Here is a 21,700-nt window from a genome sequence, read left to right as displayed (position 1 = left end):
CCCGCGGAGCGGGACCCTGAGCGCTGCGCGCTCAGGAAGAGAACCGCTTCGCTGCGCTCAGCGGGCTCTGCTGCGCAGAGCCATGGCCGGCCCTTCGGGCCGGTGTCCTGCGCTTCGCTCCGGACTGGTTCGGGCTTCGCCCGAACGGCCCGCTGCGCGGGCGAGAATGACCCTGTTTCACGGGGTCCGGGCCTACGGCCCGTTGGGTGGGTCCGCTTCGCTCCCCCACCCTGGACCCTTCCGGCTTCGCCTCCAGGGTCAGCCCGCTCCGCGGGCGGCAGGCTGGAGGAGGGGTCGTTCTTGCCGGTCTTGGCTGGGGTTGTCAGATCGAGAATCGCCAGGTGTCCCAGCGTCTCTTCTGTGGACATCCCCCGGCTTCGGAGGCCTGTCTCTCAAGCTCTTTGAGCTGCTCTGTGGTGGGTCCATTCCTCTCAAGAGGAACGTACGACCCGTGATACACGACGCAGTCGGTCGGGACAGGCTGAAAGCCGTACCATCCGACAGCCAGCAGGGTGGCCAGTGCCAGGGAGGTGATGAGGTGCTTGCGCTCGGGAAGCTTCGACAGGGGGCTGATCACGTCCGGATCGTACCGATCGCTTCCTCTCGCCGGAGCCGGCGTTGTCCAGGGCTGCTCTGCGTCGGACCTCGTTCGCGGTAGAGTCGTCAGTGTGCATCATCCGTGATGTGATGCGTGTAGGTGTGTAGGATCCCGAGAAAACTGCTACCCCACCCCTGGCGGATTTTTCCCGCCACTTCGTTTCAGTGGAGTGCCGCATGCAGGAGTCTGGTGACATCGTACTGCGTCCTCACCAGGAGGAAGCGGTGGAGGCAATTGTCCGGGGGCTCGATATTCCGCTCGGGAAGCGGATTCCGGAGGCTGGTCTGCGGGCCACGGTGGTGGCCGCGTGCGGGACCGGGAAGACGTTCATCGCCGCCGCGGCGGCGCTTCGGCTGGCCCGGCACGGACGGGTGTTGGTGTTGCTGCCGACTTTGGATCTGCTGACGCAGACGGCCCGGGAATGGCGGATCGCCGGCCACACCGGGCCCGCGGTGGCGGTGTGCTCTCTGGAGGACGACCCCGCCCTGTGGAGCCTGGGGGGCCGCGCGACGACGTCGGCGCCGCAGCTCGGACTGTGGCACGGCCGGGGCCCCGTCACCGTCTACGCGACCTACGCCTCCCTGCCGGTGCTGGCCGAAGCGCACGAGGGCGCGTACGGGCTGCCGATGGACGTCTTCGACCTCGTGGTCGTCGACGAGGCGCACCGGACGTCGGGCTCCGCGGGGAAGGCGTGGGCGGACATCCACCGCCAGGAGGTCATCCCGGCGATGCGCCGGCTCTACATGACCGCCACCCCCAGGGTCTGGAAGGAACGGCCGCCCAGGTCGCGGGCGGAGCAGGAGCTGTACGAGGCGCAGGTCGAGATCGTGGACGAGGAGACGTCGGGTCGGACGCGGCGGGCGTGGAACCGGCTCCCGAAGGGGCTGGCGTGTTCGATGGACGACGAGAGGGTGTTCGGGCCGGTCGTGTACGAGCTGTCGTTGGCATCGGCGATCTCTCGGGGGCTGCTGGCGCGCTATCAGATCGTGGTGGCCGAGCTGACCGATCCCGTCGTCACGCCGAAACGGCTGTTCAGCGAGGAGCGGCGGGAGGAGCCGTTGCGGGGGCAGCGGCTCGCGGCGACGCAGACCGCGTTGCTGGAGACCATGGCCGCCCACGGACTCCAGACCACGATCACCTTCCACCACCGCACCATCGAGGCGGAGGCCTTCGCCGCCGGACTGCCACGGGTCGCGGCCCGACTCCACACCGTGGACCCGGAGCGGCATCCCGAGAGGGTGTGGGCGGGGTGGCTGTGCGGGGAACACGAAGGCGCCCACCGGCAGTCGGTGCTGGCCGACTTCGGGCGCCGGGCCGGGCGCGCCGTACTCTCGAATTGTCGAGTCCTCGGTGAAGGCGTCGACATCCGAGCGACCGACTCGGTGGCCCTGATCGACCCAAAGGGATCGGCCGTGGACATCGTCCAGGCCATCGGCCGGGCGCTGCGGCAGAACCCGGGCCAGGGGAAGATGGCGACACTGATCGTTCCGGTGTTTTTGGCGGAGGACGAGAAGCCGGAGGACATGCTTACCTCGAACTCGTATCGCCCTCTTGTTCGGGTTTTGGAAGGTCTTCGGGCGCACGATGAAAAGGCTGTGGAAATGCTGGCCATTCCACAGGAGAACCAGAAACGCGTTGTCGATCCGTCGCTCCCGGTCGGTCCGGAGCCCGCCGAGGGCGAGCCGGATGACCGCCTGCTGCTGCGGTTCGCGACCCCCCGCGACCCCGCCCTGATCGCGAAGTGGATCAGCTACACCGTCATCAACACCGAACGCCAGGACTGGAAGCGGGGCATCGAGGCCGCCTGGCGGTACAGGCAACGCGAAGAACACCTGGACGTCCCCTACGAGCACACAGAGGGCGCCTACCCGCTCGGGCGGTGGCTCTCCGACCAGCGGCGCACCTACCGGGCGGGACAGATGACCGGCCAGCGGGCGGCCGAACTGGAGAACCTGGGGATCGTGTGGGACACCACCGACCAAGGGTTCGCCGAGAACCTCGCCGCCGCGCGCGCCTACTTCGAACTCCACGGGACCTTGGCGGCCCCACGGCACGCCACCGCCCTGGACAAGGCCATCGGGCAATGGCTCACGAACGTACGCAGACCTGGCGGGCTCGGGAAGGATCCCGAACGTGCCGGTCGGCGGGCGGAGAAGCTCGCGGCCGTCGATCCGGACTGGAACCCCCGCGAGAACGGTTGGACGGTCGACTGGCAGCGGCACTACGCCTACCTCGCCCAGCTCCTCGTGGGCGGCGCCCGACTCGAGGACGTGGTGCCCGGGGTGACCCTGCACGGCGAGGACGTCGGGCGCTGGCTCACCACCCAACGCCGGGACTTCAGCAAGCTCAACGAGGAGCAGCAGCGCAGGCTCGCCGAACTGGGCGTGAAGAAGGCCGTACGGGACCGGAAGACGGCCGCGAAAGCCGCCACGGCGTCCGGGCCGAGCAAGGGCAGTGGGGCGTTCCAGAAGGGGTTGGAGGCCCTCGCGGAATACGTCGCGCGGGAGGGCCGACTGCCGGGACGCGGCGTCGTCCAGGTCCTGGCCGACGGGACCGAACACCGCACCGGAATCTGGATCGCCAACATCAAAGCCCGCCGCGCCAAGCTCGACACCGCCCAACTCGCCGCGCTCGCCACACTCGGCATCGACTGGGCACGGTAGAAGCGGATCCAATCAAAACAAGGTGGGAAGGGCAGAGGACCTCTGCGAGGATCCTTCACATGCCCAGCCCCACGGTGGAAGAACTCCTCGCCAACGTCGGCGGACTGTCCCCTGAGCGCGCGCAGGAGGCGGCCGACCACATCGATGAATGCAGGCGGCTGCTCGCGACGGGCACCGACATGGACACAGTGCAACAACACCTTAAGAACCAAGACGTCGGCATCATCCAAGCAATCCTGATCACCACCAGACTGCTCGGAGAGCACCCCGACAAACTGCGCGCAGCCCGCGTGATCGTTGAGTGCAGCCCCGCACGAAACCCGGTCAGCCCCTGAAAGCCATCAACCTGCGTGGTGACCTACCACCGAATTGCGGGGCGAGTCCCGCGTCCCCAGTATCCAGCCGCAGACCGAGACGGCCCGCCCGCCAAGTGGGTGCGGGAGCCTTCGACGTCACCGCGTACGCCCCGCGCCCCTGGCCGGTGCGGCCTGTTGCCAGTGGGCGGGGACGGCGGCCTACGTCGGGGCCTGCAGGCCGGGGCAGCGGCGGCCGGGATGGTGGTCGAGCGGGAGCGGGCGGCCGTCGGGGAAGCGGGAGCGGCCGGTGCCGAGGGCGGTGTCGTCAGGGAGTACAGGGCCGCGTCTACGAGACGCCCGACCGTCACGGGCGGCAGCCTTTGCGGCACCCGCGTGTGCCGGTACCGCATCGGCCACGACGGCGTACGCCACCACTGCGGGGGCCACGACCGCCCAGTTGGCGTCGACGAGCCCGTAGTACCCGGGTGTCGGCACGATCGTGAACGAAGGTGGAGTGACCATCCAGATCTACTCCAACGACCACGCCCCGCCGCACGCGCATGTCAAGGGCAAGGGCGCGGAGGTCCGGATCGGCATGAACGGCAAGCCGATCCTGGAGGACAAGCCGCCGACGAAGCTCCAGCAGGCTGTCATCGACAGCAACATCCGTACCATCAGGGAGAACATCCGAGCCGCCATGGAAAGGCTCAAGGCCAATGGCAAATGCTGAGGTGCCCCCGGAACTCCGGAACGCCCTGCGGCAGCTTGAGGACCGGGTGGGAACAACCGTGTCCGACATGACCGACGGACACGCGCGTTGGGAGCTGTACAGGGCCGCCCTCGCGTCCGATACGGCGCGGCCGGGCCTGCTGGCCGCGGTCACCGCGGAGGCGGACGGCGCGCTCGCGTCGGCTGTCGTCGGCGAAGCCCTGGAGCGGGTGCCCCGCACCGACCGGGAGACCTGGGTGCATGCCTTGGCCCCCTCGGTGCGCAGGTTCAGCGAACGCCGGTCACGCGAGCTGGGAATCCTCGAGGACCTCCGGTCCGGAGCGGAACCGCCGACACTCAGCGCCGAACTCGTCGACGGCTGGAGCGACTGGCTCCAGCTGCGGATCGGCGCCGAGGTCTCCGAGCCGTCGGTACTGAGAGTTCTGGCCGAGTCGGGCCGGACGAAGCGCATTCGGCGGACCGCCACCAAGGCGCTCACCGGCTGACGTCGAAGAAGTGAAGAAGTGAAGAGACGATGGCCTCCCCTCCCTCACGGGAGGGGAGGCCATCGTGATGTGGCGGCTCCCGGGAATGTACGGGGCGACCGGGGCCTCTCAGCGCCGACTCCATTCACCCGGCACCTCGGGAACAGTGGTACGGGGGTGGGTGCCGGGGGGAGAGAGATGGTTGCAGCCGTCGAAGCAGGGGCCTTCGGCCACGGGGATGTGTCCGTCGACGAAGGATCCGTCACGGCTCGTGCACCGCCAGGTCGTGCCCACAGCGCACTTCGGGCAGGCCAGGGCTCCACCATGTCGGGGAAGCGGCGCCGCCATTCCGTGTCCGGCGCGAACACGTCCCCGGTGAGCGGGATGTTGTTGCGGCACAGGTAGCGGCTGATGCGGAGCACGATGGTCGTGGCAGGGCTCCCACAGGCCGGCGGGTGGGGCGGGCGACAGTCCGCCACCCGGCCGCCCCGCCGGCACCGTTGAGGAGGAGCCGCAACGGCGAACACCGACACAGGCACTGCTTCAGGAGGTCCGCTTGGTCACCGCCGTAACCACCGCGGCCCCCTGTGCCGGGTCAACGGGCACCGATGATCGCCAGGCAGGCGACCACCAGCATCACGGCCGTTCCGGCCGCCGTCACCGGCGCGGCCAGTACCGGGTGTCGGTGGATGGCGTAGGCGAAGCCGCCCGCCAGGAGCAGCGTGACGAGGACCAAGAGCAGCAGCACGGCCAGGGTGAGGGAGGACATGTGTCTTCCTTTCGTCAGGCATGCCGGGGGTCGGCATGCGGTTGATCCGGATGGTGGTTCAGGCGGGGTTTAGCCCCACAACCCCGGCCAACCTGACGCGGAAAGAAGCCCCATTCAATGCTCTGAACTGCGGATTTGATAGCAGATCAGGCTTGAATGGGGCTTCGATCACAGGTCTGGGGCGGCTGCGCGGTCCTTCTCCCGCAGATGAGTTATGGGGTGGACACCGCGATTTGTTACGCGGGACTTCCGCCGGTGGTGGCGCAAGCTCCCCAGCGCCCGCTGAATGCTTCGGAGGACGCCTGAGGGAACCGGATGCCCGCGCGGGCCCAGAGGGCCGTCACAGGCGAGCCGAGGCCTCCCGCGCCCCGGTTCTGTTCGCCAACAGGGTTACGGGGGTAATCGCAAGATGTGACACCGGACCGCCCGGAACTTTCAGAGAGTCCACCGAACAGCACGCCGACTCACAGACAGACCGACCGACAACCCCACGAACCTGAACCGCACACCCACGCCGGCCACGACCAGACCAGAAACCCGACGAACCGAACCATCCGGCAACCGCCCAGGCACAGACCGAAGACCGAACGACCAACCCCAACAACCAAACCCATATACAAGAAAGTCCGGCCAGTCACCGGCCGCGAAACCAGGTCTAACCAGGGACGACGCCGAGGGGGCGTTCTACCCGCTTCCCCCCATGTCTCCCCCTATGGATCCCCCCTTGTCTCCCCCCTTGTTTCCCCCCATGTGTACCGGGGCGTCAGGGAGCGCCGACGACCTGGAGTTCGCCGATCGCCAGGCTGGTGGAGCTCGCGCGGGTGACCGTCAGCGTCCCGCTCTGGCCGGCGCCCTCCCACTGGACGTCCCACGTGCTGGTCGCGGTGACCGGGTACCGGCCGCCGGGCGCCGTCGCGCTGGTGCGGGTATAGGTGTGGCCGCACGTCGGGGACGACTGCTTGCCGAACGCCGGCTCGTACGGCGTCCCGGGGCCGGCGCAGGGGATGGTGGCGCCGTCGCCCATCGACCACACGATGGTGCGCAACCGGGCCGTCGCGGTGACCGTGGCCGAGCCCGCCGACGCCGACGTCGACGTCGGACCACGAGGGGCCAGGCTTGGACCACATCCACACCGGCATCCCGACCAGGCCCGTGCCGTCCGGGCGCGGCACGATCCCCATGTCCGGGCCCTCCAGGCGCAGCTTCTCGACGGCTTGGTGGGCGAGGGCCTGGACGTCGACGCCGCCGCCGGTCGGGCCGGTCGCGGACCAGCGCAGGCCCCCGCGGATCTCGTCACCGGCGCTGTTGGGGCAGGTCACCAGGTAGAGCGACCCGCCCGGATCCCCGGGTTTCCAGCCGGCCGGGGCGCCGATGCCGAAACCCCCGCGCGCGACCCCGGCCGGCGGTGGAGGAAACCCCGGGCCGGTGGCCTCTCGTCCAGGCTGGGAACAGGCCCAGCGGATGGAGCGGCCGTCAGGCGGTGGGCGGCTCGTAGGTGATGCCTACGTCGCCGGCGGATGTCGCGGCCAGGGCCACGATCTTCCAGATCACCCCCGGGACGCCGGCGCGGGGTCCGTCGCAGGCATCGTTGAGGAGATCCACCGTCAGCGCCACGGGCTCGCCGTCCGGCCCCTGAGCCGAGAACCTGGCCTCTTGCGCCGTCCAGGGCCGCCCCTCGGGCGAGGCGAACTCCACCAGGGCGTGGTGGGGCGCATAGTCCGTGCCGCCCTGGGTGAGTATGAGTGTGCCCTGCTGGACGTCGAGGCCGACGTGGACCTGGGGGTCCGCCTGCGTCACAATGGGGTCACCGGTGGCGCTGAGATCCATGCCGCTCTCCAAGGGAAGACCATGTCGTGTGCCGAGCATCGCACCCGGGCGTCCCCATGGGCGACGGTTATCCGCGCACCTCCACGGTTCTGCGGGTGCTCGCCGTCGCGTACGAGCGCTCCTCGGCCGCCGTCAACGCCGCGTACGCCGTCAGGACCGCCGTCTTCTCGGCCGCCTGAGGATCCGCCGCCGGCACCACCGACGACGTCGCCACCGAAGGCACCACCGCGGCCGGCTTCCCGTCCGACTACGCACCACCGCACCCGGCCGCCATCAGACAGAGCCCGACCCCAAGCCCCGCAACCCGTAACCCCCGTGCCCGCACCTCGCCTCCCACGTCCGTGATCATCACGTCACGCCAGCGCCACAAGCCCCCACAATCCCCCGACTTCCAGCTGCACCCCCACCAACCGACCCGCCAACCCCGAACCCAGACCCATCCCCACAATTAAGTCCGGCCAGTCACCGACCCGAAACCCAGGCCTGACCAGGAAGAACACCCGCAAGCCCAGAAGTTGTCTTCCCCCCAACTTTCCCCCATCTATCCCCCGAACTTTCCCCCCAACTGTTCCGAACCCAGGGCCGACCGCGTCGAGGGCAGGGCGGGAGACTGGACAGATGATCGAGCGCCGCCCGTTGGGCTCAGGCCCCCGCCTGCCACACCCCCGGCACCACCAACCGCGGCACACCGAGCCCGCCTCGCCGCCGAGGGCACCCCGACACCCCCACCCGTCGAGACCACCGACGGCGGGAACCCCGAACCGCCGTACGGCCGGCGCACCCTCGGACCCGGCACCACCACCGACCGGTGACTCACCGTTTCAGTCACCGGTGAGTGAAACGGTGAGTTCAGCAACCGGTGACCAGGCCGTTGAGTTCACCCCACAGGGCCGGTGACTGGGCCGGTGACTGGGCAAGCCAGGCTTGCCCAGCACCTGATACCCAGCCAGTTACCAAACCGGTTACCTCCGCGCCTGTTACCAGGCCTGACCAGGGGAAAGGCGCCCCGTAGGGGGTACTTGCGCGGCTAGGTAACCGGGGCTGCACCGCAGGGTGCACAGACAGGGGGATGCGGCGAGGGACCCAGAGGTGCACCGAAGGTGTGACCGAAGGTGGGAACCCCTCAAAGCGGACACCTCTCGTATAGGCAGGTCAGACCCCGTGGGCAAGCCTGTCAACGGCGGCGACACCTCTAATTCGTTAGTAATTAGAGGTCCTGGATCTCTGAGGGGCCCGGGGCGGCGTTGTCCAGCCCGGGGCAGGACGTGTGTGGTCCGGTCGGTGCCGTGGTGACCCCTACGACACCTCCGACCGTGCGAGGTCTTTGCAAAGACTGGTGGCGCTGGGCGCCGGCCGGTCCTCGCACGTTCTGCCCCCGCGGGCCCGTCGGGTTCGGGATCCTCGAAGGATGAGCTGCCGCACGGTGACGCGTTTTCTCCTCACGAGCTTCGAGCTCTGGACACGGCGCGCGCCCGTGCGGCTTGCGGTGCCGCGCACGGCTGATGAGGTGGCGGGCCCTGGAGCCCTGGAATTAGTGCGCCGTGCGGCCCCGCGTGCTCGCCTTCGAGAACAGCACCGGAGAAGGGGCGGGATCCATGGACGTGTTCTGCGGGATCGACTGGGCGGAGGGCCACCACGACGTCGCGCTCGTCGACGACACCGGCAAGCTGCTGGCCAAGTGCCGGATCAACGACGACCTGGACGGCTACCGGCTGCTGCTGGACCTCCTGGCCGAGCACGGCGACACCGCGGAGATGCCGATCCCGGTGGCCATCGAGACCAGCCGAGGACTGCTTGTCGCCACCCTGCGGCAGGGCCCCCGGAAGATCTACGCGGTCAACCCGATGGCCGCCTCCCGCTACCGTGACCGCCACGGCGTCAGCCGCAAGAAGTCCGACCCCGGCGACGCCCTTGTCCTCGCAAACATCATCCGCACCGACGCGCCGATGCACCGCACTCTGCCTGACGACACCGACCTGGCACAGGCAGTCGCCGTCCTGGCCCGCGCGCAGCAGGACGCGGTCTGGAACCGGCAGCAGGTCGCCAATCAGCTGCGGTCCCTGCTCCGGGAATACTTCCCGGCGATGATCGAGGCGTTCAGGGACAAGCCGGGAACCCTGACGCGCCCGGATGCCCGCCGCATTCTGGCCGTCGCACCCACACCTGCTTTGGCCGCCAAGCTGCAGATGTGGAAGCTGACCGCCATGCTCCGGCGGGCCGGCCGCCGCCGGGGCATCGAGACGGACGCCGAACGCATCCAGCAGCTCTTCCGCCAGGAAGCCCCTCGACAGCTGCCCCTTGTCGAAGACGCCATGGGTAAGCAGGCACTGGCCCTGCTGCTGCAGCTGGACGCGGCCTGCGAGGCAGTCGATGACCTGGCGCGGGCCACCGAGGATGCCTTCCGGTCGCACCCGGACGCGGCGATCATGCTGAGCTTCCCTGGGATTGGCCCTCAGGTCGGTGCCCGGATTCTGGGCGAGATGGGCGATGACAGGACCAGGTTCGCCTCGGCTGGAGGGCTGAAGGCGTACGCAGGCTCGGCCCCGATCACGCGGGCCTCCGGCAAACGCCGCTACGTCGGACGCCGGTTCGTCAAGAACAACCGGCTCAACCACGTCGGCCACCTCTGGGCCTTCGCCTCCCTCGGCGGTTCATCCGGCGCGGACGCCCACTACCGGCGCCGCCGGGCAGGAGGAGACTGGCACATGCAGGCCCTGCGGCACCTGTTCAACCGGATGCTCGGCCAGCTCCACCACTGCCTCCTGGCACGCGTCCCATTCGATGAAGCAATCGCCTTCCCCTCAGAGCCCCAGACAGCAGCGACAGGTACGACATGAACAGGACGGCCCTGCCTCGCCGCTCCCGCCCGACGGGCGGCAGGATGTGCGGATGGCGAAGAGCGAGATAGAACTGCTGACCCTCCTGCGTGAACTTGATGACCCGGAGCGGCTGGAACGGCCGCTGCACTACGACCGCGCGGCGACCGGCCTCAAGTTCGGTGGGCTAGTGCGTCGGCTCGAAGCAGACTTCCGTGCCTCGTGCGAGTCCGAGCGGTATACCCAGGACTCCAGCGAGTACGGGCGCGTCCACGTGCCTGCGGACGCGACGGTCTGCGGGACGCGGATCGTGGTCTGCGTGAGCAAGTTTGGCTTCCTCGCCGAGGTCTGCGCAGACAATCCGGGGGCCTTCCTGGGCACGGCCGAGGCCCACGAGGAGGGAGTGCTGGACCTCGGCGACCTCGCCACCGTGGAGCGGGCGCTGGCCGAGCTCGGCTACGTGAGTGTCCCCGAGGAACTGTTGGAGAGCGACTACGAGGGCCCCAGCAGGTTGGAGCACTTCTCGGCGCGGCCCACTTGGTGGACACGGTTTTTCGGCCTCTGGTGACCCACCCGCCCGGCCTCCGTCCCACGCCGGCCTCGGGGCGCCGGCTGAGGCCCAGCGTGGACCCTCGGCAAGATCTGTAAGGGCACGGCCTCACCCCCACGACTTGACGGCTTAACTGCATGAGGTGTCTTTCTGCGACAGCCAGAAGAGGTTTGCAGCCAGCCGCAGCCGACGTCGGGTGTCAGGTCGTCAGGGGGTGTCCCCGATCCACAGGAACCGCGTCCCGTCCCCGGCGCCGGGGCGTAGCGCCGTCCGCGCATTCGTCCTCGCCCCACGAGGTGACGTCGAGGGCTGCTGATGAGCGACAACGGTCACTGGGGCCCGGGGGGCCGCTCCGACGCGACAGGCGTGCGGGACGGCGGCCGCGGCCGGCCCCCCGAGCAGGCTGGGCATGGTCTGGAGCATGGCGGACGAGCGGTTCCAGGAGAACCTGGAGGCCGCCAAAGGTTCGGGAACCGTCGCTGCCGCCGTCGGCGGCCGGCGCCCGAGCCCCTCCGCACGTGGACGCTCGGCAGCGAACGCCATGAGGACCGCAGCGACGGTCTGCTCACGATGGTCCGCACCCTGCCCCGCCTGATGCCGATCACCCTGTCCCTGGCCTGGCGGGCGACCGCGATCCGGCTCATCGAGGTGGCACGCCAGAAATTGCAGGGCGACGCTGTTCTACCTAGCCTGCTATAGAGACCCGTTCGCCCATTGCGTGGCTCTCTCCCGCACCGGGCACTCCCTCGATGGAGGGCACATGGTCACCAAACGCATGTCCGTCTCGGGGATCGCAGCCGCCGGCACGATGCTGGCGTTGCTCAGCCCTACACCAGTCCACGCCGCTCCTCGATGCCCCGCAGGCTACGTGTGCGTCTACAACGGCATCAACCCGAACACGGCGCAAGCCAAGGTGGGCACTTACGGGCAACCTACCTTCTGGTACCAGCCGCTGGACCATCCCCAACGCAACTTCTCTGTCGTCAACGCCCGGGTTACCGGACGGGTACAGCTGAAAGTGCGATGGGCCGCCACCGGCACCGAAGCCATCTGGTGCCTGACACCCGGCCGATCCACCGCAGGTCCTGGCTATGTCCTAACAGCCGTGCGCATCGGCTGGTCCGACTCCTGCTGAGTGCCATGCGCCCACTCCGGGGCCGCGCCCCGCAACCGGGCCGGCCAGGCCGGCATCACCCGCAGACCAACCGCCCCCGACCGGAACCGCTCGATCACCCGGCCTTGCCCAGTACCCCAATGGCCCGTGCCCGGAGCGGTCAGCCGGCACACTAGGAAGCCCCCGAAACGCATGACCTCCTTCAGGAGGCCGCATCGTCGTCCAGTCTCACGAGGACAGCGCGCAGTGTTCGGGCACGGTCGCTGTCTTCTGGGAACCGTGGCATACACGAGCGGAGACGACGCGCCGTCGCCAGTTCGACCCTGTCCGCGCCGAAGGTGTCGATGGCCACGCCGACCGCGTGGAGGGCCCAGTACTGGTTGAAGTGGATGTTCTCCTCGACGGCCGCGTCCACCAGTGCCCTGAGGTACTGCTCCTCCGGCGCCGCGTACAGGCGTGCGTATGCGGTTAGGCGCGTCCCGCCGTCGTCCGAGCCGAGCGCTGCATGCAGGTCCATGTCGGCCCATTGAGGGGTGAGTCTCGCCAGCTCGGCAAAGATATGCTCCTGACGGTAGGTCCGTCCGGGACTGGAAGGTTCAGTCCGCCGCAGTTCGGTGAACTCATGGGTGAGCCGTGCGACCTTCTCCGCCGGTGAGCCGTCGGCCGTGTAGTCGCTACCCGAGGTCACCAACGCGACCCGAGCCTGCCGGGCCGCATCGCCCGCTGCTTGCCGGACCTCTTCCGTGCGCTGCTCTGTTGCGTACATGCGGACTTGCAGCTTGTGAAACTGGAGCTTGGTGCCGCCGGGAAGTTCAATGCTCTCGAAGACGTCACCCAGCCATGGCACCACCGCGATGGCAGCGAGCGCCAAGGTGATGTTGTCGATCTCCACATCGGGCTTGACGACATGAAGCACGCCGATTCCCAATGCCGCAAGCGTGATCACGGACGCGATGACTCTCTTGCGCCCTACGGCGGGAACCGTCACACCGCCTGCGTCTACCGGTTCAGACATGGGGCCAGGATGACAGAAAGGCGCCTGTCCGAGCGTGCCAAGGCCACGCTCGCAAGGTGCGGCGGCGAACTCGGCCGTGTCGAGAACGCACTGGCCGCCGCCGAGGAGCAGGAGACGCTCGCCGCATCCCGGCGCCCGCCGAGGGAGGTCGATCCCCCACACCCTGCGGGACTGCTGGCAGAGGCCCGGCACCAGCCGCCTGCGTGTCGGCGGCGCGTTGGGCTGTTCACCACACCCAACGCCCCAAAAAACCTGCTCCCGAGTCTTCGTCGTCGACCCGAGAGGTCCGGGTGCTCGGCGGCCGCGATGATCCTGGAAGAGACGATGCCGGAGTCCCTGGTGTGGCTGGAGGGGTACCAGGACCTGCTGCGGTGGCGGGCCGCGCACGGGATCACCGGGTTGTACCCGCGCGGGCAGGGGGAGGCGGATGGTGATGACGGGCCCTCCGAGGGTCCCGCCAGCGGCCCGGCCACAGGCGTAGCGGACCGCGGCCGGTGGACGGCGCCCCCGGGACAAGGTGGCGACGCCCGCCGTGCCGGCCGGCACCGACAGGACGAAGTCCGCCTGCAGCAGCCCGAGATGGCCCGCCCGCCAGGCGGCCGCGAACAGCGCACCGGCCAGCAGCAGGCCGCAGGCAGCGACCTGGTCCCGGACCGACAGCGCCCACCAGGCAGCCCGTGCCCGGTCCGCGTACGCCCGGACGCCCCGCCCTCGGCGTCCGGGTGCGGGAGCCTTCGCCGTCACCGCTTACGCCCCGTGCCCCTGACCGGTGCGGCCTGCTGCCGGTGAGCGGGGACGGCGGCCTCCGCCGGGGCCGGCTGCCCGGGGTCGCCGCGGCGGGGTGGTGGATCGGGAGCGGGCCGCCACGGCGGACACTCCCCTCGCCCCGGCTGCCTGCTCGGCGCGCTGGAAGCCCCGCGCGGCCCGCGCCTGCCTCTCGGAGCAGACCGTGCGAGGACCTTCCTCATGCCGCCCGCTGCCGCCGTGTACGGCGCGGCTCGGAGTACCGGATCGTCCCGTCCCGCAGCGGCATGTCGTAGAGCTCCCGCAGCATGTCCGTCCCCCGGGAGCGGGCAATCAGGCCTGGGCCGTGGTGCAGGTCGGCCAGGCGGACGGACCCGATACCGGCAGAACCCTCCGCGTGGCGCTCGCGCTGGCCGCTCAGGGCGATCTCTGCCAGCGCCATCTCCCTCTGGAGGAACTCCCAGCTGCGGGCCGGCGCCAGCACCGTGATCCGGTCGTAGGCGTCCGCCCAGCGCACACGCAGACGCAGTCCCATCCCGCAGGCATTCAGGAAGGCCAGGCACTGCTGACGGCTGGCCGGGAGCACCTGCCCGGCCACGACCCGCCCGGCCGAACTGACCGGTAACAAATGCCTTCCGCCCGCCAGGAACGACAGGCGGCGCAGCGTTGGTGCGCCGGCCCGCTCGTAGAAGTAGACCAGCGCTTGACTGAGCGCTCCCGGGGTGGTGACCAGCTCAGGAGTGGCAGGGCGGCGGCGTCCTTGCAGGCGGCCTCGCTCGGCGATCCGGGCATCCAGCCACAGCTGCGTCAGGCCGTCGTCGTCCTGGGCGTGGCAGGCGGCGGCGATCGCCTCGACCGTCTCCCGGGCGGGCACGTGCCGGCCCGATGTGGCGCGCTTGAGGGCGGTCGCCGAGACTCCGGAGCGTGCCGCGAGCTTGTCGTACGACAGCCCGGCCGCGGTACGCAGCTCGCGCAAGGCCACGGCGAGGGCGCCGCGGGCCGGGAGGGTGTGGTCGACGAGGGATTCAGGTCGTCCCATGACCCTGCCCCGCTCTACCTGCCGGCCTGGAGAGCGGCGCGGGCTACCGCGGCCGCCGAACTGCGGCCGCCCGGGGTGAGGGCGAGGACCAGGGCCGCTGCGATCGCGCCCGTGCCAGCGAGCAGGCGGAAGATCTCCCCCGTCTGCACTCCCCGCAGGCTCAGCACCACGGCCAGGACAAGCACCACCGGCATCACGACGCTGACCACGAGGGCCTGCGGCATCGTCAGGCCGCCCGGCCTGCCCTCCGGCCCGCGCCCCTGCGGGGCGCTCACGCGGGCGACTTCCTGCTGCACTGCCATACCGGTCTCCAGACCAGGGTGCCGGATGGACGGCACCCCTGAAAGCCGGGAGGGCGCCGGACGGCGCCCTCCCGTAGTGGTGACTCTCCGCGCCAACTGGCGCTTTCCCAGGGGCGATTGCCGTCGCCTAGCCGGGGATCACAAGCATGACAGACAGTCACAGCACCCCGAAGCGCGGAAACCCGGCAGCCCACCCGATAAGTCTGGAATGCGTGTTCATTCGTCCGCTGGTGTCTCCGCTGTCCCACTTACACACGCCGACTCCATTGGAGCGCTCTGACCTGCATAAATACCGGGGGCACATACCGGGATGCGCAGGTGGTCTGCTGGCGGCTCCGTCACCGGTCCCCGTGCAGCGCCCCCACCCGCCCGGGTGCCCGGCCCCGTTCGTCCGCTCCCGTCCAAGGAAAAGTTGCGTTCCGGTCCGCCGGCACGGCACCGTGGGGTGCAGACCGACCGGGCAACCGGCGGAACCCCTGAAGTAGGTGACTCCGCAGCAGGGACACAACGAAGCACCGCGTTGCCGCGCGAACGCTTCACACATCAGGGCCGACCGGCACCCGCCGGGCCGGCCCTGACGTATGTCTCCGCACATCCCGCAGGTCCGCCAAGCGATTAGCGGAACTCGCCCGCCGGCTATGCAGCAGGCCCGGCCCCCACCGCCGTACGCGGCAGGGCCGACTCGCACCCGCCGGACCATCTCAGAGGAACAGTGCGGATCCAGAAGCAGGAGGCCCGGTGATGGGCGGCAGCTGATTGGGCCCGGACGGGGCACCTACCTGCACCCAGCCTGCAGAACGTTCGCGTCGTCCTGACCTGCGGAGATGGCCGCAGATACCTCCCAGGGTGCTCACCCATGCACGTCACAGGGCCACGTCGATGTAGGCAATGTCCGTGAACTCGACCAACAGCGCCTGCGCGCGGCTCCCGCCGTCCTTGAAGTAGACCTCTTGCAGGCCTTCGGTGTCGATCTGCTGTAGCTCGGCCTCGGAGGCTCCGGCGTCCTGGGCGGCCAGCAACCGGCCGGCGAACTCCGGCGGCCGGTGCTGCGTGATCCGCCACATCCGGCCGTCGTCCGTCGTACCCGGAGCCGCGGCCCGGGTCGCGGCCGGGCCAGCGTCTTAGCACTTCGGGCGTCAACGCAGCGGCTGGGGCGTCAGTGGGAAGGCTCGTTCTGAACCTTGGGCGGCCGGAATCAGGTCGGTCCCCGGCTCGATGCGCCCCAGTTCACTCCACACACCCCAACGCGCCCTGCTCACATAACAGTTGGCCGACCCTGCCGTGTCAGTGGCCGGAGCTACCGTCGTGAGTGCGCCCGATCAGGCTCGCAATCTCCGCTCCTCCCCGACTGACCCGAGGAATCGCTGATGGCAAACGTCCGTGGCCACTACCGCAGCGGCCGCTACGTCCGACCGCACACCCGCAAGGACAGGCCCTCGTCCGCATCCCCTCGCCCGACCATACCCCGCCAGCGGTCGAATCCGGGCGCGACCACGAACGTCCGCGGCCACCACCGCAACGGCCACTACGTCCGACCGCACACCCGCAGGATCAACGGCCCGGTCGCAGTGGCCGCCGGCGGGGGCGGCCTGGCGCTCTTCATATTCATCATGCTCGCGCTCTTCGGTGGTGGCGCAGAGGCGCCGACCGGGACCGCACCGACACCGGCCGGCAGCGCTACCGGGGCGCCCCGGTAGCAGGGAGTGCCACAGTGCAGGTCCCGGACGGATTCCGTCCGGGCCTGCATGCTTCGAGCCGTGGCTACACCGCGGCGGCCGGCTGCGCCGTCAGGCGGGCGACGGTTTCGGCGAACCTGCGGCGGTCGGCGTGGAAGTGCCGCGACCGGGCTCAACGAAGAGGCACAGTATCGGGGGCGAAGCAGCTCCGCCCGCACCAGCGTGAGGCTGTCGACACGGTCGTGCGCGCCCTGGAACGCCCCGCCGCGCAGACCGTGCCCGAACGGACTACGCACTCAGGTGATCACGGCGACCGGCTCCGGGAAACCCGGATCCCGGTCCGCAGCGCGCAGGAGCTTGACGCGGGTCGTGTGCTGGTGCTCGTGCCCTCGCCCCGGGCGGGACCTTCTGGGTGGTCACCGAGATCTCCGGGCGCTGCGCCGCTACCGACCCCTTGCGGGGCCTCGGAATCACCCCTGCCCAGGCCGAGATCCTCACCGCGGGCTGGTCCACCGTCCAGACCGCCGACCTCGACGTCCTGCGCTGCTACGCCCTGCGCCCCTGATCCCCGCCGCCCGCGATCTGATGGAGAACCTGGAAGTACCCGCGCGCCACCAACCGCTCTACTCTTCCGGCAGCTTTCCTGACCGACACACTCAGCCCCACCCACTGCCAGACCGACCACTGACGGCAACGCCGACATCGCCGTCCTTGTGCGGCGCACCGCGGGCCCTCCGACCGAAAAGCCGAAGCGCCCAGACCTGTGAATCCTGGTCTGGGGCGCTTCGGCTATCTCTCAGCCGTTGTCGCGGGAGGCCCGCATCTGCGCGTCGTACTCGGCGTGTGGACCGAGGCTCACGGCGGCCCTGCGCTCATCGAGCTGGTCCGGGTCGGCGACGGGCCGGGGACCATCTGCCCCGTACTGCGTCCCGTATAGCTGAGGCTCGCCCGCTCCGACCAGACACCGGTCGGTCAAGTACGCGAGATGCTGGGGCTCGGCGTCCCCGGCCTCCACTGCCGACGCCAGCAGATCGCGTGCCCGCCCCTGGAACACGGGGTCGGCGTCCGCGTGCTGCGCGATCAGCCATGCCGCCCGCGCCCCCTCCTTGCCGACGAGCGAGATCCCCGGCCACCCGTGCCCGGCGATGATATGCCTCAACGCTTCCCGGTTGCTGGCATCCACCGCCATCAGTCGCTCGGTGGCCTCATGCGTCCACTCGCCCGCCGGGATACGCCGGACCTCCTGGTCCTCGTCCATGCGCCGCAGCAGCTCCGCCGTCAGCTCCGAGTGCGGTTTCCAGCCCCACTCGGAGTACGCGACGCCTTCACGAATCAGGCCGATCGCGTGAGCCAGGTAAGGGATGGTGTCCGTCGGGATCTTGTCCATTGGGTGCCATTCCCAGCCGCCGCACTTGTCCGGCTCCGTGTTGGTGATCGTCCCGCCCCAGCGGATGGCTTCGAAGAAGAAGTCCACGCGTGAGGAGCCGTCGGAGCGGCGGTGCATCATGTGCACGAAGCGGACCTGGTCGCGGGTGAGGATCACGCCCGTCTCTTCTTCGGCCTCGCGAATCACTGCATCAATCGCAGGTTCGTCCTCGACATGGCCAGATGGCACTTGGTACTTGCCGTCGCACCAGCCGGTTCCTTTTCGTACGCCGAGAAGGATGCTGTCGCCTTCCCGGAAGTGTTCGTTCGGGCTGGCGCGGAGGATCAGGTGTACGTCGGCGGTGGAGCCGGGGTTCCGGGTCAAGGACGCTCCTGGGTGACGGTCTGGAGGTAGACGCGGGCGGGAAGTGCTTGCCGACCGCGCCAGGCCCATGCCGGCCCTGTGTTCATCGAGCCGGTCCGGGGCAACGATCGGTTCCCAAGTCAGGGGTCGGGGCGCGGGGCCGGGCGAACCGGCCTGGCAGGGACGGAGTTACGGCGCCGCCGGCCGGTTGTCCTGGATCAGCCGGTGGACGCGGGCCATCGTGTCCTTCTCGTTGGTGAGGAGGTCGTGGTGGGTGACGTGGATGGTTCGCTCCGGCGGGGCATCCCGCCCGATGGTGGTGGTGAACAGCTCCCACGCGGCTTCTCCGGTGAGGGGGCGGCCGTCATGGTGGAAGCGGAAGCCGTTGCGGCGCATGGAGTCTGCGGTGTCTGCCTGGTCGCGGGTGATGTTCAGGAACAGGGCCCGCTGGCCGGTGGCCGTGTCGAGGGCCGGGATGCGCAGCGAGTTGAACGGCGACTTCGTGACGAAGTCGGGGCGGCCGAAGTGCTGGACGTGGGCCTGGATGCTGGCGGTCAGGAGAGCCGGGTCTTTCAGACGGGGGTCGGTGAGGTCGTAGGTGTGGCCGCCGAGGTGCCGATAGACGGGGACAGCGCGGGCGTAGAGGTCTTCGGCCTCGTACGGCATGACGAGGCCGGGGACGAGGCGGGTGTTCTTGTTATCGACGGCCAGAACCGTGTCGCCGGTCGTCTCGAAGGACTGCCGGGCGGGATGGGCGAGATTGCGGACGGGCCAGGCCCAGCACGACGCGGTCGTGAAGTAGGCGTATGTCCCAGCGCGGGCGAGGACGTTGTAGAGGTGGCTGGTTCCCGAGCGGGGGGCTCCGACGATGAAGAACAGGGTGTGCGGGGTGTGCTCGGGCTTGGGGCGGGGGGCGTAGGGGGCGCGGGCGTCGAGTTCCTGCTGGACGTCGAGGTCCTCGGCGGCAGCGATGTCGGCGCTGAATGGGAGGGGGCGGCCGGTGGTGCGGATCTGGTCCAGGACGGCGTTCAGGTAGGCGAGCGTCGTGGGGGCCGGGGGCCTGCCCTGGGCGTAGTTCTCTTCGAGGGCTTCGGCGAGGACGTAGTGGCGGGGGTCGTCAGAGAACCGGTAGACGCGGGTGCGGTAGAGGGCGATGGCGATGCCGTCGGGGTGAGGGGCGGCGAGTTGGTCGGCCAGGGGGTGGGTCACGGTGTCCTCGCTTCGGTGGGGCGCAGGGTGTGCCAGCCGTTGGTGTAGCCGTTGCGCCCCAGGTAGGGGCTGGTGAGGATGTGGTGGATCTCCATCCATTCGTTCAGGCGCTGCCGGGTGCAGGGGTGCGGAACGTACTGGTTGTAGGCGTCGAGGGCCTGCTCGGTGGCGTGGTCGGGGAGGAGCCCGTGGGTCATTGCGGTGGTGACGATGAGCTTGGCCAGGTCGTATCCGAACGGGGCCAGGGTGAGGTCGTCGAAGTCCACGGCGACGATGCCGGTCGGGCCGGTGAGGAAGTTCCGCGGGTTGGCGTCCTTGTAGAAGGCGGCCGGTTGGCCGGCGGTGCCGTCGATGATGCGGGCGGCCTGGTCGGCGGTGAAGGCCGGGCCGGGCACGCTCCCGCTGTCCAGGAGGTGCCGGACCCGTGCGATACGGGGCGCGGTGAACGCCGCCAGGGTTCCGACGCCCGGCAGATGGAACGACTCATTGAGACGGGCCCTGTGCAGGGCCTCCCGGTACGCGGTCGTGTGCACCTCGCCGAGGAGCCGTGCGGCGGCCGGGAGTTCGTCCGGGCCGAGGTGGCGGCCGTGGATGGTCTCGAAGTCCAGGACGCTGGCCCGCCGGGCGTTGAGCCGGGGGACGGCCATGCCGAGACCGGCCAGCCAGGCATGGTGGGCTGCGGCCTGCTGGGCGGCCTCCGCAGTTTGGTAGGTCTTGGTGAAGCCCACGGGGCCCTTTCAGCCGGGGACGGTGGCGGTCAGGTAGCTGACGACCGACGCGGTCTCCACCGGCTCGTCCGGCAGTACGGCCCGGAGCCGGTGGTTGAGGGCTTCCGGATCACCAGTGAGGCCGTCGGGGAGCTGGTACTTGGGTGTGGTGGCCAGGTAGGCGGCGGTGTGGGCGAGGTCCCGGAACCAGAAGCGGTGTGTCTCGTGGTGGACCTCGCGGACGTCGAGGACGTTCTCGGCGATGGCCCGCATGTTGGCGCTGTGGAACGCCCCGTACAGGCCGGTCCGGGAGGTGGCGTTCGGGTCGAGCCTGGCGCGGGCGACGAGCCGGTCCAGGGAGGCGTAGCTGTCGGCGGCTTTGGTGACGAGGATGACTGTCGCGCCGGGGTGGAGGCAGCGGGCCATCTCGCGCAGCACGACCCGTGGGTCGGGTGCGTGGTAGAGGCAGAACGCGGCCACCGCGAGGGAGGCGCTGCCGGTGTCTAGCGGTAGGTGGTGGAAGTCCGCCTGCATCGTGGTGACGGCGCCGCCGGCCTGGGTGAGCCGGTCTCGGGTGGCGGCCAGCATGGCGTGGGAGGCGTCGATGGCCAGAATCCGGGACGCGGGCAGGGTCCGGGTGAGGGCGAGGGTGGATGCACCGCGCCCGCAGCCGATGTCCAGGACCAGCGAGCCGGGGCGGGGCCGGGCGCGAAGCGCATAGGAGGCGATCACGCCCGGCGCGGGACGGCCGCTGATCTTCGCGGCCATGAGCGCGCCGGTGCGGTCGGCGAGACGCTGCTGGTCCTGGTAGAGAGAGCCGCTGACGAGGTCGGCGTCCAGGAATGGGGACAGGTCAGACACGGGCCACCCCCCGCCCGGCCGCGCCCCGGGTCAGGCGGTCTGGGCCGCCCGGAGCCGGGTGAGGAGCGCGCGGGCCTGCCGTCGGCTCGTGACTCGGTACACGGGCGCCCCCTGAGCGTGCTCGCGGACCAGGTCCCGGACACGGGGCGCCATCGTCTTGCGGTAGCCCCACACGTACCGGATGAACGACCAGTTGATCCGGTCGTAGACGCCCGTCGAGTTGTCCTGCCCGCCGCCGTAACGCAGACGCCGTTGGGCGATGCCCCACAGGCACACCCATGCCGGAAGGTCGAGGAAGATCACCGTGTCGGCGCGGGCGAGCCGGATGGGCAGCGTCCCGGCGTAGTTCCCCTCGATCACCCAGGAGTCGGCGGCAACCAGCTCTTCCTGGATCGCGGCGAACTTCTCCTTGTCGAGAGCGTTCCACTCGTCGTCGTAGTACACCGCGTCCAGGTGCGTGACCGGCGCGCTGATGAGCGTCGCGAGCTGCTTCGACAGGTACGTCTTGCCGCTGCCGCCGCAGCCGATGAGAGCGATTCGATTCACGAGGAGTGACGCTACCGATCCTGGTGGGGGTGCTGGTGCGGTCTGC

Annotated in this window: 22 protein-coding genes and 1 pseudogene; 10 read left to right on the top strand and 13 right to left on the bottom strand. The window is 69.8% G+C overall.

Annotated elements, in window-relative coordinates:
- Window positions 1-322: 322 nt before the first annotated feature.
- Window positions 323-577, bottom strand: coding sequence for a hypothetical protein (locus tag ACFYW3_RS36915; protein WP_389388723.1), 255 nt, complete (start codon window positions 575-577; stop codon window positions 323-325).
- A gap of 197 nt (window positions 578-774) precedes the next feature.
- Here ACFYW3_RS36915 and ACFYW3_RS36910 point away from each other — a divergent pair, with 197 nt between their 5' ends.
- The 4 genes from ACFYW3_RS36910 (at window position 775) to ACFYW3_RS36895 (ending at window position 4,771) form a co-directional block, all read left to right on the top strand.
- Window positions 775-3,261: a Helicase associated domain protein gene (locus ACFYW3_RS36910; RefSeq protein WP_389388722.1), complete on the top strand. Its 2,487-nt coding sequence runs from the start codon at window positions 775-777 to the stop codon at window positions 3,259-3,261.
- Window positions 3,262-3,320: 59 nt separating this feature from the next.
- Window positions 3,321-3,596 carry a hypothetical protein gene (locus tag ACFYW3_RS36905; protein ID WP_351757310.1) on the top strand — a complete coding sequence of 92 codons (276 nt, stop codon included), beginning with the start codon at window positions 3,321-3,323 and terminating at the stop codon, window positions 3,594-3,596.
- A gap of 460 nt (window positions 3,597-4,056) precedes the next feature.
- On the top strand, window positions 4,057-4,287 hold the full coding sequence (locus ACFYW3_RS36900) for a DUF4160 domain-containing protein (protein WP_351757315.1): 231 nt from the start codon (window positions 4,057-4,059) through the stop codon (window positions 4,285-4,287).
- 67 nt (window positions 4,288-4,354) lie between these two features.
- Window positions 4,355-4,771: a hypothetical protein gene (locus ACFYW3_RS36895; RefSeq protein WP_351757318.1), complete on the top strand. Its 417-nt coding sequence runs from the start codon at window positions 4,355-4,357 to the stop codon at window positions 4,769-4,771.
- 574 nt (window positions 4,772-5,345) lie between these two features.
- On the opposite strand, the gene ACFYW3_RS36890 is transcribed toward ACFYW3_RS36895, so the two are convergent.
- The 3 genes from ACFYW3_RS36890 to ACFYW3_RS36880 form a co-directional block, all read right to left on the bottom strand.
- On the bottom strand, window positions 5,346-5,519 hold the full coding sequence (locus ACFYW3_RS36890; RefSeq protein WP_351757321.1) for a hypothetical protein: 174 nt from the start codon (window positions 5,517-5,519) through the stop codon (window positions 5,346-5,348).
- A gap of 763 nt (window positions 5,520-6,282) precedes the next feature.
- Window positions 6,283-6,543, bottom strand: a complete 261-nt coding sequence (locus ACFYW3_RS36885) for a hypothetical protein (protein ID WP_389388721.1) — start codon at window positions 6,541-6,543, stop codon at window positions 6,283-6,285.
- A gap of 449 nt (window positions 6,544-6,992) precedes the next feature.
- Window positions 6,993-7,346 carry a hypothetical protein gene (locus ACFYW3_RS36880; RefSeq protein ID WP_389388720.1) on the bottom strand — a complete coding sequence of 118 codons (354 nt, stop codon included), beginning with the start codon at window positions 7,344-7,346 and terminating at the stop codon, window positions 6,993-6,995.
- Between the two features lie 26 nt (window positions 7,347-7,372).
- Between ACFYW3_RS36880 and ACFYW3_RS36875 the strand changes: the two genes are divergently transcribed.
- The 4 genes from ACFYW3_RS36875 to ACFYW3_RS36860 all read left to right on the top strand — a co-directional run bounded on the left by ACFYW3_RS36875 (window position 7,373) and on the right by ACFYW3_RS36860 (window position 11,847).
- Window positions 7,373-7,525 (top strand): hypothetical protein, encoded by a 153-nt coding sequence (locus tag ACFYW3_RS36875; RefSeq protein WP_389388719.1) that lies wholly within the window; start codon window positions 7,373-7,375, stop codon window positions 7,523-7,525.
- Between the two features lie 1,416 nt (window positions 7,526-8,941).
- On the top strand, window positions 8,942-10,183 hold the full coding sequence (locus ACFYW3_RS36870) for an IS110 family transposase (protein ID WP_389388726.1): 1,242 nt from the start codon (window positions 8,942-8,944) through the stop codon (window positions 10,181-10,183).
- A gap of 52 nt (window positions 10,184-10,235) precedes the next feature.
- The gene (locus ACFYW3_RS36865) at window positions 10,236-10,730 is read left to right on the top strand and encodes a hypothetical protein (RefSeq protein WP_389388718.1); all 495 of its coding nucleotides are present in this window, start codon (window positions 10,236-10,238) and stop codon (window positions 10,728-10,730) included.
- Between the two features lie 742 nt (window positions 10,731-11,472).
- The gene (locus ACFYW3_RS36860; protein WP_389388717.1) at window positions 11,473-11,847 is read left to right on the top strand and encodes a hypothetical protein; all 375 of its coding nucleotides are present in this window, start codon (window positions 11,473-11,475) and stop codon (window positions 11,845-11,847) included.
- Window positions 11,848-12,028: 181 nt separating this feature from the next.
- Here ACFYW3_RS36860 and ACFYW3_RS36855 read toward each other — a convergent pair whose 3' ends face one another.
- The 4 genes and pseudogenes from ACFYW3_RS36855 to tpg all read right to left on the bottom strand — a co-directional run.
- Window positions 12,029-12,841 (bottom strand): hypothetical protein, encoded by an 813-nt coding sequence (locus ACFYW3_RS36855; RefSeq protein ID WP_389388716.1) that lies wholly within the window; start codon window positions 12,839-12,841, stop codon window positions 12,029-12,031.
- Window positions 12,842-13,805: 964 nt separating this feature from the next.
- Window positions 13,806-14,624, bottom strand: coding sequence for a helix-turn-helix domain-containing protein (locus tag ACFYW3_RS36850; protein WP_389388715.1), 819 nt, complete (start codon window positions 14,622-14,624; stop codon window positions 13,806-13,808).
- Window positions 14,625-14,638: 14 nt separating this feature from the next.
- Complete coding sequence (locus tag ACFYW3_RS36845; RefSeq protein WP_389388714.1) at window positions 14,639-14,926, bottom strand: hypothetical protein; 288 nt, start codon at window positions 14,924-14,926, stop codon at window positions 14,639-14,641.
- Window positions 14,927-15,789: 863 nt separating this feature from the next.
- Window positions 15,790-16,011: pseudogene (gene tpg / locus ACFYW3_RS36840) on the bottom strand (telomere-protecting terminal protein Tpg); the annotation flags it as partial.
- 282 nt (window positions 16,012-16,293) lie between these two features.
- Here tpg and ACFYW3_RS36835 point away from each other — a divergent pair.
- Together ACFYW3_RS36835 and ACFYW3_RS36830 are read left to right on the top strand one after the other, a co-directional pair.
- The gene (locus ACFYW3_RS36835) at window positions 16,294-16,623 is read left to right on the top strand and encodes a hypothetical protein (protein WP_389388713.1); all 330 of its coding nucleotides are present in this window, start codon (window positions 16,294-16,296) and stop codon (window positions 16,621-16,623) included.
- A gap of 391 nt (window positions 16,624-17,014) precedes the next feature.
- Complete coding sequence (locus ACFYW3_RS36830) at window positions 17,015-17,167, top strand: hypothetical protein (RefSeq protein ID WP_389388712.1); 153 nt, start codon at window positions 17,015-17,017, stop codon at window positions 17,165-17,167.
- 231 nt (window positions 17,168-17,398) lie between these two features.
- On the opposite strand, the gene ACFYW3_RS36825 is transcribed toward ACFYW3_RS36830, so the two are convergent.
- The 5 genes from ACFYW3_RS36825 to ACFYW3_RS36805 all read right to left on the bottom strand — a co-directional run bounded on the left by ACFYW3_RS36825 (window position 17,399) and on the right by ACFYW3_RS36805 (window position 21,654).
- The gene (locus ACFYW3_RS36825) at window positions 17,399-18,352 is read right to left on the bottom strand and encodes a DUF6624 domain-containing protein (RefSeq protein WP_389388711.1); all 954 of its coding nucleotides are present in this window, start codon (window positions 18,350-18,352) and stop codon (window positions 17,399-17,401) included.
- A 168-nt stretch (window positions 18,353-18,520) separates the two neighbouring features.
- Window positions 18,521-19,540, bottom strand: coding sequence for a sulfotransferase (locus tag ACFYW3_RS36820; protein ID WP_389388710.1), 1,020 nt, complete (start codon window positions 19,538-19,540; stop codon window positions 18,521-18,523).
- Window positions 19,537-20,268: a phosphotransferase family protein gene (locus tag ACFYW3_RS36815; RefSeq protein WP_389388709.1), complete on the bottom strand. Its 732-nt coding sequence runs from the start codon at window positions 20,266-20,268 to the stop codon at window positions 19,537-19,539. The genes ACFYW3_RS36820 and ACFYW3_RS36815 overlap by 4 nt, the downstream gene beginning before the upstream one ends.
- Window positions 20,269-20,277: 9 nt before the next feature.
- Window positions 20,278-21,108, bottom strand: coding sequence for a class I SAM-dependent methyltransferase (locus ACFYW3_RS36810; RefSeq protein WP_389388708.1), 831 nt, complete (start codon window positions 21,106-21,108; stop codon window positions 20,278-20,280).
- A 30-nt stretch (window positions 21,109-21,138) separates the two neighbouring features.
- A complete protein-coding gene (locus ACFYW3_RS36805; protein WP_389388707.1) occupies window positions 21,139-21,654 on the bottom strand; it encodes a topology modulation protein in 516 nt (171 codons plus the stop codon).
- Window positions 21,655-21,700: the final 46 nt, after the last annotated feature.

The sequence above is a fragment of the Streptomyces sp. NPDC002602 genome, assembly GCF_042889445.1.
In the GTDB taxonomy this organism is placed as follows: Bacteria; Actinomycetota; Actinomycetes; order Streptomycetales; family Streptomycetaceae; genus Streptomyces.
This window is presented reverse-complemented; position numbering and strand designations above follow the sequence as displayed.

What these genes read in the sequence shown, in the direction of transcription:
- ACFYW3_RS36865 (WP_389388718.1), top strand. Translation starts at nt 10,236, where the DNA reads ATGGCGAAGAGCGAGATAGAACTGCTGACCCTCCTGCGTGAACTTGAT.
- ACFYW3_RS36870 (WP_389388726.1), top strand. Translation starts at nt 8,942, where the DNA reads ATGGACGTGTTCTGCGGGATCGACTGGGCGGAGGGCCACCACGACGTC.
- ACFYW3_RS36855 (WP_389388716.1), bottom strand. Translation starts at nt 12,841, where the DNA reads ATGTCTGAACCGGTAGACGCAGGCGGTGTGACGGTTCCCGCCGTAGGG.
- ACFYW3_RS36880 (WP_389388720.1), bottom strand. Translation starts at nt 7,346, where the DNA reads ATGGATCTCAGCGCCACCGGTGACCCCATTGTGACGCAGGCGGACCCC.
- ACFYW3_RS36895 (WP_351757318.1), top strand. Translation starts at nt 4,355, where the DNA reads ATGACCGACGGACACGCGCGTTGGGAGCTGTACAGGGCCGCCCTCGCG.
- ACFYW3_RS36835 (WP_389388713.1), top strand. Translation starts at nt 16,294, where the DNA reads ATGGCAAACGTCCGTGGCCACTACCGCAGCGGCCGCTACGTCCGACCG.
- ACFYW3_RS36905 (WP_351757310.1), top strand. Translation starts at nt 3,321, where the DNA reads ATGCCCAGCCCCACGGTGGAAGAACTCCTCGCCAACGTCGGCGGACTG.
- ACFYW3_RS36845 (WP_389388714.1), bottom strand. Translation starts at nt 14,926, where the DNA reads ATGGCAGTGCAGCAGGAAGTCGCCCGCGTGAGCGCCCCGCAGGGGCGC.
- ACFYW3_RS36850 (WP_389388715.1), bottom strand. Translation starts at nt 14,624, where the DNA reads ATGGGACGACCTGAATCCCTCGTCGACCACACCCTCCCGGCCCGCGGC.
- ACFYW3_RS36910 (WP_389388722.1), top strand. Translation starts at nt 775, where the DNA reads ATGCAGGAGTCTGGTGACATCGTACTGCGTCCTCACCAGGAGGAAGCG.
- ACFYW3_RS36860 (WP_389388717.1), top strand. Translation starts at nt 11,473, where the DNA reads ATGGTCACCAAACGCATGTCCGTCTCGGGGATCGCAGCCGCCGGCACG.
- ACFYW3_RS36890 (WP_351757321.1), bottom strand. Translation starts at nt 5,519, where the DNA reads ATGTCCTCCCTCACCCTGGCCGTGCTGCTGCTCTTGGTCCTCGTCACG.
- ACFYW3_RS36885 (WP_389388721.1), bottom strand. Translation starts at nt 6,543, where the DNA reads ATGGGCGACGGCGCCACCATCCCCTGCGCCGGCCCCGGGACGCCGTAC.